This is a genomic window from Pseudomonas sp. 9.1(2019) (assembly GCF_009910445.1).
Taxonomy (GTDB): domain Bacteria; phylum Pseudomonadota; class Gammaproteobacteria; order Pseudomonadales; family Pseudomonadaceae; genus Aquipseudomonas; species Aquipseudomonas paraversuta.
Genome location: NZ_VBWF01000010.1, coordinates 365494 through 378008, shown reverse-complemented (window position 1 = coordinate 378008; position 12515 = coordinate 365494). Strand labels below are relative to the sequence as shown.

Below are 12515 nucleotides of genomic sequence, written 5' to 3'. Positions count from 1 at the left end.
GCGCAGGTTCAAGAGTGACAACCGTGTCCTGCGCAAACCTATCCCGCACAGAGACCACCATGTCCGTTATCGCTGAAGTTATTAAGTCACGCATCTCCGCCAACAGCTACGACACCGAACGTTCGTTGACGGACGCCCAGGTCGCCGAACTGGTCAACCTGGCCACCCACGCGCCCTCCGCCTTTAACCTGCAAAACTGGAAGTTCCTGGCCGTGCGCAGCACCGAAGCCAAGGCGCGCCTACTGCCATTGGCATTCGGCCAACAAAAGGTCATGGATGCCGCTGTGACCTTTATTGTCTGCGGTACCCTGAACCCGCATGTAACCCTGCCGGCAGCCTTGCAGCCGACCCTGGACGCCGGAATCATCGACCAGTCGATCTACGACATGTGGGTGGGTGCGGCGCAAGGCATGTACCAGGAAAACCATCAATTGCAGCGCGATGAGGCCATCCGCTCTGGCTCGCTCGCGGCGATGACCCTAATGTTGGCCGCCAAGGGCCAAGGCCTGGTTTCGACGCCCATGATCGGTTTTGATCAGTCCGCAGTGGCCAAGGAGTTTGGTCTCTCTGATGAAGAAGTACCGGTGATGTTGATCACCGTTGGCTACCCGGGCGCAGCCAACTGGCCACAAAAGCCGCGCAAAGCCGTGAACGACGTATTGCAGTTCGTTTAAGCCTCTGCCGCTGTGCATCCCTAGTTCACTCCAGGCATGCACGTGCATGGGTCAATCGACTCACAACCATGACTGCCACAGGCTGTGAACCACGAATACCATGACTCAATCACCCGCTTCATTACGTGCCATTTTAATCGCTGCCTGCCTGGGCTTTCTCGTCGTGCAACTCGATGTCAGCGTTGTGAACGTCGGGCTGGGGGCGCTTAAAGCCGCTTTTAACGCCGACCTCACTGGCTTGCAGTGGGTCATCAACAGTTACGCCTTGCCCTTCTCTGCCTTGCTGATTCTGGGCGGTGCATGGGGTGACAAGTGGGGTGCAAAAACCGTGTTCGCGGCGGGTTTCGCGATTTTTACCCTCGCCTCCATCGGCTGCGGCTTAGCCAGCAGCATGAAGTTCCTGATCTCGATGCGTGTGATCCAGGGCATGGGCGCCGCGCTGCTCATACCCACTTCATTGACGCTGATCCGCGTGTCATTTCAAGATCCGGACCGACGCCGCTCCGCCGTCGCGCTCTGGGGGGCCTGCGGCGGAATTGCGCTTGCTGCCGGGCCGGTATCGCGCGGACCGCATGGCAGCGCTAGCCTGCAATTAAAAATGGATGTCCGCTTTGGGTCGATAGCGGCCTTTCCTGACCGGCAGAAATCGGCCAATAGCGGTCACCGAGCGTCTACGAAACCCGGGGCTATTCACATCTGACATCGCCCACTTGTTAAATGACAGGTCATGTCATAGATGTTCATGAGCTGCCTAAGCCACTGATTCGAAAAATTCGCTTCGAGCATCCACTCTCTTAACGGACCATGTCCTTCGTGTTCGTTGCCGACGTCCTTGAACGGCGTTTTGAGAGCCACATTGACGCCGCGGAGAATCCGTTCCCAGAAAGGCTGCAGCGCAGATCGTGAAACCGATCACCAGTGTGTTGCTCCCGGATTGTCCTGAGAGATCCTGTTCATCGATATCGATGGTAGGCTTAAATTTTTCAAGGCCGTCACATCACCGTTTTTGCGTCTATATTGGATTCAGCCTGGGGTTGTTATCTGTTTTCCTAACGTGGCCGGGCGGCAACTTGCAGTGCTGTGTTTTGAGAGCACCGGGCGCATGAGCGCCTCTTTCGTCGACACTAGTCAGATCTAGTTGGAGAAGATGGCATGGACGCACTACCGAGCTTGTCGGCAGTTGAACTCAGCACCTTGCATGATCTACGGCAGCAGCTGCCGTTGGGCGACACCCTCCCCCTGAGCCCCGGCGCCCCCCGACACCATGCAGCCATCCGCTTAGGCCTTAATCTCGGCGGCTTCACTGAAAACAAGTATCCGGCGCTCTACCACGCCCTGAACAACGCACCTGCTGGTGAACCACCCAGCGCCACGCTGATGCTGGTCGACGCAGGCAAAACCGCTCAAGGCACTGCGACTGCGACCGTCTGGACCTCCGCCAGCGGCGAGCTGTTAATGCTAGGCGGCGTGTTGATGGCGTTCGACAAAGATTCGGGCAAGGTCGTGGCATGCGGCGAGAGCGTGGCGCTCAACAGCGGCTTTCTGACCTGCCCGACCCGTGCCGCGCACGCCAGTGCAGCACCCGCCGATGGGCTTCATCTGCTGCACATCTGCCATGCCACCGACACTGCCGGCAACACCCGCTTCTTCGCCCTGTCGACCGAAGCCAGTATGGGCCAGGGCATTCAGGCCACGGTCACGCAGCCGGTTATCAGCAAGAGCGCCCACACGGCCATCGAGATCAGCGTGGGGCGGATGAGCGGGTATCAAAATAACGATTGCGACTATGTGTACCTTAATCCCGCCGGCGCCGGTAATCAGGACAAGCCCTATCTCACCTGCCCGTTCGTGGGCAGCGTTGCATTGTCGGGCACGCCCGATCTTGTCAGCGTTACCGTCAACAACCTGATGACCAATATCGTTGTCGACGACGGCAGCGGCGGCTCGTGGACGATCCAGCGCGCCACGCAGTACACCACTGACGCAGCGCTGGTTGCAGGCTTACAGCAAGGTAGCCCGCCCAATGTGCTGACGTGGCAATACCCCTACGACGGACCAAACACCTATTACGCCAATACCAAATCGCTGGTTTATCAGATGTCCTCACTCACGTCTGAGATCATCAGCTATTTCTACTTCATGTTCGACATCCCCATGCAGGGCGGCCAGCCGAACCAGACCTTCTATGTCTGTTCGAAGAACTCGCCTGAGGCGCATTCGGTCAATTGCACGACCATCGAGAATCTATTGTTCTGGTGGCATTGCGCGGTTAAAGGCACGCTGGTCACACTCGAGAGCGGCGACACCTTGCCAATCGAGCAAGTTAACAACAGTCACCGGGTGAAGAGTGCCGATGGCCGCACCTGGGCGGTGCGCGCAACCAGGCACGGGCCACACCAATCAAGCGCAGATGCCCGCGGCACAAGCGCGGTCTACCGTATAGATACCGACAACGGACACAGCCTGAGCGCCAGCGGTGCGCATCTGATTGCTTTGGCCAGCGGCTCGTTTCGTCAGATTTGCGACCTCGCACAAGGGGATCAGGTCCTCACCCAGGATGGCCCAGCAACCATAACCGGCCATTCGGCCATCGCCTATAACGGCGTTTGCTACTCGCTGGCTATCGGCAGTGACGCCGAGATGGCGACCCGCGACTATCCGACTGACTCCGCGCTCTACTTTGCAGATGGCATCGGCTGTGGTGACCACATGGCGATGCGCGCGTTTACGCTGCGCAGACGCGACGACCTCGACGCCATCCTGGCCCGGGTGGACAAACGCCTGCACAACGATTGCCGCTCCGCGTTCGCAGACCGGCGCTTCTGATCAGTTGAACCACGCTGCCATGGTCGCCAACGCGTGCCCATGGCATAGGCGTGCACTTCCAGGGAGGATCCACATGACCAGCCCGGCCGACATCATCTCAAGCATTTACTATGTCAGCCCCTATGCCAGTCTGCCGCCAGGGCGCGCAACCGCTGGGCTGACTGTCAACGTCAAGCAGTCGAGCTTGCCAAGCACGCCGCCCAACTTGGTGCTGGTCACCCGGCTGCGGCTGGCAAACGATCCAATGGTGATCGGTGTTTCGCCAACGTCGGGCGCAGGCACTTCGCCAATTTACGCGTTGTTTCAGCCACCCTTCCCCCTTTCGGCCACCATCAGCTACATGGTCGACCTTATCTGGGTGGTCGCGGGCACCTCGCCTGCGGGCATTGACTGGAGCCAGGCAGTGGCCAGCGCGCCGGTGACTGCCGCACGCGTCACAGTAGCGAGTGCACAATACGATGGCCAAAGCGTCACAGCGCAGCTCGACTACGGTGCGAGCAGCGTCCAGGTCGGCACGCAACTGCTGGTCTATGGCTTCTCCGGGGGTGTCTGGGCACTCGCTGGCAGCGCGAATGTCGAGGGCAACACCGCTACGGTAAAAGTCGCGGACTATCCTGCGCCGTTCCGCATCTATGCAACGGCGTTGGTGCCAGCAGTCAATCCCGGCGGTGCGGGTAGTTTCGCTGCGCCATTTAGCCAGGGCCCGTTCAGCGCCCCCCAGACCGTACCGCAAGCCGCCGCTTCGCTCACCCAGGCGGACTATGACGGCAGCACCCTGTTACTCATCTGGGGACTCGACAACGTTCAGGATGCCCCACGCCCTCAGAACAGCGTGATCTCGCTGCAGGTCAATGCCAGTGAGGTCGCCCCTTATGTAGGTGGGCCGACCTCAGCCAGGTTCGCCGCGCAGATAAACGACAGCTCCGGCGTTAGCGCCAGTGTGCAGACACAGGCATTCGCCATCGGTGCAGCGCCGCTCAAAATCCCGCTGATCACGGCGGCGCCAACGGTCAGTGGCGTCATCATCAACGGCACAGCCGTCGAGGCCAATGTCACTACCAGCGCCGCCTCCAGCGAGGGCTGGTTAATGCGCGGCTCTACCGTGCTCGTCGGCCCGGTGAATGCATCCAGTGGCAAATTGAGCTTCACCTATGCAGCGTCTGGGGCCGTTGGCCTTTCGGTGATCTCACGCGGTAAATCGGCCGACGGCAAGACCAGCGGGCCGTGTAGCCAACCGGCAATGCTGCTGGCTATCGCACCGACCCTGATCGAAGCCACGATCCAGAGTGATCCGAAAAATCCTCAAAACTGGCAGATTGCCTGCCAATGGGCAGCGTTGCCAGACAGCCCCTCGAACGTAATCAGCTATACCGTCAACGTCCTCCAAAATGGCAAGTCGCTGGCCACGCAGACGACAAGCGCCACCGCTGCCGTACTGAGCATCGCCAAATCAACGGTCACCCAAGGCCAGACACAAACACTGACCCTTCAAGCGACCGGCATCAGCGGCGGCACCTCGCCGTCAGTCACCCAGGCGCTGGTCTTTGTCACGCCGCAATTGCGCACGCTCACGGCCACCGAGGATCAGCTTGCCGTGACCTGGAACGTAGCGGCTGGCCTGCCCGCAGATCCACCACCGAGCTATGCGATCCGACTCATCAACGGCTCCGGTGCAGGGGCCAATCAGGTGTTGCTGCTCGGCACAATCACCACTGGCACCGCCAGCGCCGTGTCACTGCGCGAGCTTATTGTTCCAGCAGACGGTAGTGCCGTGGCAATGGTAGATCTATTGCTCGGACCGTTGCGTGTTGTGGCGGACCGTACAATGGCGTCCAACCAACAAGCAACTGCGATCCTTACCACACCGCGCAGCCTTGCGGCGGCCACCAACCCGGCCACACAGCTGGCCACACTGAATTGGTCGACTATCGGCGCCGGTGTCAGCTATACACTGCAGTTTTCTGATGGCAGCACGCAGACAAGCAGCACAACCCACTATGTGCTGAGTCGCCCAGCAGGCATCAATGCCGGCCTTCGCTACCAAATTGCAGCGACGCGTACCGACAATGGCGTTGTCGTCATAGGCCCTTTTAGCGCCGCCGCATCCGTCCCGACCGCAGCCGACATGTTAATTGACGCCCGCTACGATGGCGAATCGGTACGCGCACGCTGGCACGCGCACAGTGGCGCGGATGCGCATGTCCTGTCGGTTTACGAGAACGCTGCGCCTGTCGCCAGCGTTACCGTCAACGGGACAACGGGTGCCCTTGCCTTCAACGCTGATCCGGGTAAGCGCTATACGGTCTATGTTCAGCCCGCGGGCGCCGACGGGACCGGGCTCGCCGCCAATGCGATGGCGCTCTTCGTACCGGCTTATTTCCTCAGTCAGCAACCTGCCACGGTCGCTACACCTTATGTGTATCCCGCGTCTGCCCAGGCCAGCCTCGGTAGCTCGATAAGCAATCCGCCCCCACGGGAGATCACGCTCTACCTGCCCCAACTTGGTTTGACCGCCGATGCGTTGGGCTCCGAGTCGATCAGCGTTGGCCCGTTCACCGTAGCGCCGTTCGCCAATGCCGAACTGCCTTACACGCTCACCATCGCCACAGACGCGGCGGTGTGGAGCTTCGACACCACAGCAGTGCGCACCACGTTGCAAAGCGACTATGTGCAGCTGCTGGCCAAGCTTGAAAAGCCCAAGGAGGGCCTTGCAGGGGCAAGCCCCTACGGCATCTATCTCGTACAAAGTGCGATCGCACGGATGATGCCGCAAACCTTTGACGAGCAGCTCTACTACAATTTTGGCCTGTCGTTTTCGACCCGCGCCGGCAGCGCTTATGTCGACTTGCGGCCCGGTATGGTGCTGCGCGTTGTGCTTGGCGACTATGTCAGCATCAACGAACAAGGTCTGCCAACCTGGCTCAATGGTTACGCTGGCGCTTCAGTGGTCGACTTCGACATTGGCAGTTATCACACCAACGGTGCATGGCGTGTCGGTTTCGACGGGTTCCTCAACGAGCTCGCCGCGCACAACGCATTGCAGGTAGAGAAACCGTTCCAGAGTATGTCAGGCACGGGACAGTCGGGCGTGGCAGCGGCGGCGGACCTCTACTTCAGCCAATTCCAGCAACCTTATTATCGCGTGTTCCTGCCCGCCTCCTTACTGTCCCCGAGCAGCACGAGCAGCGGTAACCAGGCCAATCTCAACTTCGCCATTGTTGCGGCGCAAAGCTTCACTGCAATCAATGACGCCAAACCCGATCCACAGCAGTTTTCGACGGTCTACTTCCGCGGGCGTACCACGCTGGAAGTGATGATCCGCGTCCAGTTGGACGGCAACGAGCGCCAGGTCCCCGTCGGCACCCGCCTCGGGAATCTGCTCGAAGAACGCCAGCTGCGACCAAGCACCGTTGGGCGAAGCGCTGGCCTACGATTACTACGCGCAAGTGGCGCTGGGCAGACGGCCACCTCTGCTGCGGACAGCCTGGGCGTGCAACTTGAGGTCATGCTGGACTGGCAGGGAGGTACCGTCTACGCGCCGGGCAGCGGCTTTGACGGCTACTCACTGCCCCTGCTCGCGGGCGATCACATCATCACCGTGGGATGCTAAGCCCATGCCATCGGCGCCAGTGTTTGAGCAGCAGGCAGGCAGCCGCCTGTTTGCCTTGTCCACCCGCGACCACGCGGGTGTAGCGGGTTTCTGGGCCGGTTATTGTTCAGCACCCGGATCGAACTTATCCGGTACCTTGTCGACCACGCAGGTGTGGCAGGACATGGGCGGTACCTACCTGTTTCTGGGAACCACGCCCAGCGACTGGACAGTATTTCTGAATGGTTTTGATGCGCTGCGCCCCAATCTCGCGCCGCCCGCCCAACTTCGGCTGCTGTGGATCGAGAACCCGGATGCACCGATGGTTCAGTGGCGCCTGACCACCCTTCAGGCCGCCGCTGATGGCGCCAGCAACTTGATTGAATGGCGGACGGTACGCGCCACCAGCTTCCGACTTGGCCACTATGGGCTGGAGCTCGCCGGCCTCAGCGCACTGACGCAAATCGCCGATGACGCAGGGGGTGGCATTGGCTTTATGGGTGGCGGTGTCTTCCTGGGCCCAAACGGCGATGCCGACTTGGCCGCGGGCTCGCTCACTATCCCGTTCAACGGCGCACAGGTGGCAAGCCTGACCGCGCGCTGCACCCTTCCCGCCGTCCCTGCAGGGCAGGAAGAACAAACGATCTGGTCCCGCTTCGCGATCGGCCTGCGCTACGCCGCGCCGCCCCTCTCGATCGGCAGCAATGCCACACCACAAAAAATCGCCACCCAAGGCGCGACACGGCTACTGTTCCAGCGCGTTTTCGATGGCCAGACAACCGCGATCAGCGCAGCGCTGGCCTATGACCCGCTCAACCCCCGGGTAGGCGCGCGCACACATCTCTCGCTGGCCCCAACCATCGCCAGTGGTGCGCCAAAGCTTGCTTCATTCCTGCGCACGAACTTGGGTTTTGCCGCCACACTCACGCCTCTGGCTGCGGCGGGAAGCCTGTCCGATGTGCGATTCGTTTTCGGTGTGTCGCCAGTGACGGGCAGTAGCTGCGACGAAGGGGACCTTTATCACTTGAGTCCCGAAGGTGCGTTCCAGATCACCGTTGTCCCGCCCGCTAATCGGCCCGCCGGCGCCTATCAACTACTGGTGGGGCTGTCGGGGCTCGAAGTTGTCGAAATATCTGCCGACCGCCACCAGATCGTTTTCGCCGGTAACTGCCCCGCCTTTGCCATCGGGGCCAATGACGGCACGCTCCTGGCACCGACGGTGGCGCAGGCACTGAACAGCACCGCCACGACGTCACACGCCACAATCCTGCCACTGGCTGGCGAGCCCGACGCTGTCTATTTCGCTCAGCCGCGCCAGGCGCCGATCTTCTCGGGCAAACGTCAGATCGCGCCGAATTTCCTCGACTTCAATCCGATGCCAGCTGCCACACTGAGTGCCTCAGGTACACCGCCGGTATTTCCGTTCGGCTGCTATGCAGGGCTAAACAGCGCCGACACCGCGCTGGCCTCGGCGCTGGAGAATGCCAGCATCGCGCCATACCGGCATTTCCAGATCGACACCCATTATGGTGAGCGTGCCAAAGCCCGGATGGAGAGCCCAGCAAAGGCCTTGCTCGCCTCGCCGGGCCCCGTCCGTCGGCCCCGCGCCGAGAGCGATCCACTGGGCGTGACGCCGCAAGGCTTGATAGTCGAACTCACGGCGGACTACCAGGATTATGACGGCATGTTTGTCGGCAACCTGCCTGGCACTGACCATCCGCGGCTTGACTTCACGGTGGTCACCGGCGGTTTTAAATCTGCGCTGCAGAGTAATCAGCTATTTTTTGTCGCGGCTAACGTGGACGTGCTGATGCAGTCCACCTCCGTGCGTTATCAATTCCAACAGACACCCGAAAACAGCGCTCTGCTGCTGGCCAAAGGGGTACCGCAAGCGATCATTACTGCCGTTTTTGCAGCACTCAGCGGTAAAACCCAGCCCTTTGATACCGAGGCCGAGTTCATCGCCTGCATCGGTGCGGCGGCTACCCCTCCTTACCTGCCGGTCTACCTGGCGATGGCCGGCTTGCTACAGGCGCAGATGGACGGCTGGACCTTCCAGATCTCACCACGCGCCTGGCGCCCGTGGCGCAGCCAAGTCAAAGACGGCGAGCCCAGGGACACGCTCGAACCGGTGGCCAACAGTCCAACGGTGATGATCGCCAAATTCTGCAACCGCACCCTCGCGGAGCTGGTTGCCGACAGCAGCAGTTGGCTATGGCCTGAAGTGGCTGTGCCGCCGATAGTGGGCGGGAGCATCGGCCAGACACAGCGGTTGATCCTCGATATTTTCAGCGATGCAGCGGTCGCTGAACAGGGTTCGCCCTACCAGCGCTTTCTGAGCGGCGTGGTGCATAACCCGGCCTGGAATGGTTTTCTGTTCCTCAACACGCCAGTCGACATCGCACAAATGCCTGCCGATTTGTTGTTCCTCACCGCTGGGATCGACACCGAGCACTTCTATGCCCACCACCTCGGCCTGGCGCAAACGCCCTTCGTTGTTAAAGATTCAAAGCCTGAGCTTAAAAACACCGCCGCCTTCGGCCTGATCAACTATATCGACCCGGTCGACCTGTACAGCGAGGCGAACGTCGCGTTCGATTTCAAGACGCTGCAACTGCGCGCCAGTTTCTCCAATTCGGCACTGACCGACTTCTCGGCGAAGGCAGAGCTGCTGGTCAACCGGCTCTTTGGCGACACACTGACCAAGTCGCAGACCGAACACGGCAACAACCTGGTGCTCGACGGCAGCTACCAGCGCCTGGCGGCAGTCGCGACCTATAATTTTTTGCTGGAGGGGCGCAACAGCTATGCCACCAGCGCCTCGGTGCTGTCACGCATTGATGTCGCCCTCGTCGCGCTGCAAACCCGCGGTGCAGGCAACGCGCCAGGGCAGATTGTCACCGAGTTCACCCTCTCGGGCACACTGCAATTCGCCGCCCCGCAGGTTTTCGATCTTTACTCCTTCGGCCCTGAGCCGGTGAACGACAACGTGTCTACAGACGCCACGGTCGGCTTGCGCTACAGCAACCTGGCCGTCTCGATGCAATTCACCCTCGGCGACGACGCCGGCGTCAAACAATTCAGCGTCGACGAAAGCAACCTGCGCTTCGATCTTGCCAACAGCACCACCCGGGCCCAGTCGTTGGTCGGCCATTTCCCCCTGACGCTCAATGGACTGCTAGCCGTGCTGCCAATGCCTGACCAGGAGGGTAAGCCAGACGCGCCAACAGGCACCCGCCCTGAGGACCTGGGCTTCACCTCAGTGTCTGCGCCACTTGATCAAACGTCACTGCTAGCACCTTGGTATGGGCTGCGCTTCACCCTCGATTTGGGCACGTTGGGCGCGCTGCTGGGCAGCGTCGGCATTGCCGTGGAAGTACTCGCCGCCTGGCAGCCCGGCACCGACGGCAAGCGTGCACCGCCGCAATTTTTGGGTCTGAAACTCGAAACGGGCCCTGCTGAAGGCGTGCAGTGGCCGCTACAGGGCGTGTTGCGCCTGGGCTTTCGCAATTTTCAGTTCCTCACCTACATCGGTGAGCACGACGAACTGGTCTATCTGCTGCGTCTGCACCAATTCACCCTTTCAGTGCTTGGCCTGCTCAACTTCCCGCCGGGCAACAACGACATCGTGTTGTTCGGCAATCCTGATCAACTGGGCAGCAGCAAGCTGGGCTGGTATGCGGCCTATGCCGCCGAGGAGAAAGACGAAAAAGCGCTGCAGGTGCACCCCGGGCGAAAACGCCTGGCAGCGCCCGCCCCGATTGCTACGCACAAGGTCGTGCCGCCTGAGGGCGACCGCGAGGCATTACAACGCATCCGGGCCGCGCGGTCAGGACGACGCGGCGAGGGAACAACACCATGAGCAAGGCCAGCAAGATCGTCGTGACATTGCTTGACGTCGGCCAGGGCTCCGGCACCTTTGTCGAGATTTATACCGGCAGCAAAATCACCGCAACCGCACTGCTCGACCTTGGCTCGGAACGTGCCAAGACCGAGGCGGGACAGCCTGCGGTCAAACTGATCGAGAAGTCGCTGAACTCGATGACCACACCGAGAATCGACTTCTGCTCGCTCTCGCACAGCGATAGCGATCACATCAATCTGGTTCAAGACCTGCTGAGCAAGTTCGACAAGCCCGGCACCAAGAAGGCAACCAAACCGATTCTTGAAGTCGGCAAGGTAATCTATGGGGGGCACCGCGTTCGCTTTGCCAAGCACGGCGGCACAAATGTCATCAACGTTCTGGAGGCCTATCAACCAACAGGAACGGTAAAGCCTGAGCCTCTTCCCGCAAACAACTGCTCCTACAGTCAACCAACGCCGATGTTCGAAATACAGGATGTCAGCTTCAACCTGCTGGTTGGCAACCATATTGCGGGAGAACACACTATCCGCACCATAATCGGTGACAAAAAATGGCGGGTCGACAGCTTTTCGCTTAACACCTACTCGCTCATTTTTGTCGTGGTTTTCGACGACTGGAAGTACGTCATCACCGGCGACGCAACCGGCGCAACCATCGACCAGGCCAACTTCTACATCGACAAGTTCAAAGTAAAGTTCGGCAACGTGGCCGTTCTGACCATGCCGCATCACTCCAGTGAGACTACAACCTTCGCTCTCACCTCAGGCACGCGCCCACACAAAAACGAACGTGTTCCCGACGCAGCCAAGAAAGTGATCGAGAGCTTTGCCAACAGCGTCAAGGCAATGTCCATCCACGCCAGCGCAGAAGATGTAGGCTCTTTCCGCCATCCATCGGCGTACACCATGAGCTACTTCTGGGAGTTGGTGGAAAAGACCGCTTGGTACGTTGACCCTGTTCTCTCCAAGAAACAGCATTTATACAATGCCTACTTCAAAAAAGACGACGACTACTCCATCAACGTGGATGTTGTAGATCCCCAAACAAAAAAGACATTCACGCGTCAGCTAGAGCTTCTCCCATTCGACGACTGGTGGACATTCGCGACAAATTACGCCGTTTTCACCAATCGCTATTATGTCCGCGAGGCTGCCTACGAACCGGATAAAAACGAGACGGCAACGTTCCCGCCCAACCCAGGTCGGGTGACCGACATCCCTAAATCGGGCGCCCTGAACAGCCCACCCTTTGCAGTGGCCTGGCAATATACCTCAGACGCAGCAACCCAGAAGACGACCCTGCATCGCGTCGAGAACCGCAAAGATGGTCTGGGCTTCGTCAGTGTTGCGGTCATGCAAATGTCCAAAGATACCCCCACGCCTACACCTGCCTGCTCAACACCAGAGGTCGAGGAGCACACGCGGCCACCGAGCCGCACGATGGCGCCCAGGCCACCAGCCCACCACACAGGGCCGAATTCCGGAAATGGCAGTGCCTTGACCCCGCGTCAACCGCGCCGAGTGAGGCCACTCGATGTTTGAGCATTTACAAAGGGGGGGCG

5 protein-coding genes and 1 pseudogene are annotated in these 12515 nt (G+C 60.1%); all 6 read left to right on the top strand.

Annotated features, from left to right (window positions below):
- The first annotated feature begins 59 nt into the window (after positions 1-59).
- Entirely contained in the window at positions 60-674 is a 615-nt protein-coding gene (locus FEZ21_RS15105; protein WP_003445635.1) for a nitroreductase family protein, read from the top strand.
- 100 nt (positions 675-774) lie between these two features.
- Positions 775-1242 (top strand): annotated as a pseudogene (locus FEZ21_RS15100) (MFS transporter); the annotation flags it as partial.
- 584 nt (positions 1243-1826) lie between these two features.
- Positions 1827-3500: a Hint domain-containing protein gene (locus tag FEZ21_RS15095; RefSeq protein WP_160627701.1), complete on the top strand. Its 1674-nt coding sequence runs from the start codon at positions 1827-1829 to the stop codon at positions 3498-3500.
- A 73-nt stretch (positions 3501-3573) separates the two neighbouring features.
- A complete protein-coding gene (locus FEZ21_RS15090) occupies positions 3574-7110 on the top strand; it encodes a hypothetical protein (RefSeq protein ID WP_160627699.1) in 3537 nt (1178 codons plus the stop codon).
- A 4-nt stretch (positions 7111-7114) separates the two neighbouring features.
- The gene (locus FEZ21_RS15085) at positions 7115-10951 is read left to right on the top strand and encodes a hypothetical protein (RefSeq protein WP_160627697.1); all 3837 of its coding nucleotides are present in this window, start codon (positions 7115-7117) and stop codon (positions 10949-10951) included.
- Positions 10948-12495, top strand: coding sequence for a hypothetical protein (locus FEZ21_RS15080; protein ID WP_160627695.1), 1548 nt, complete (start codon positions 10948-10950; stop codon positions 12493-12495). Before FEZ21_RS15085 ends, FEZ21_RS15080 begins: the two co-directional genes overlap by 4 nt.
- The last annotated feature ends 20 nt before the right edge of the window (positions 12496-12515 follow it).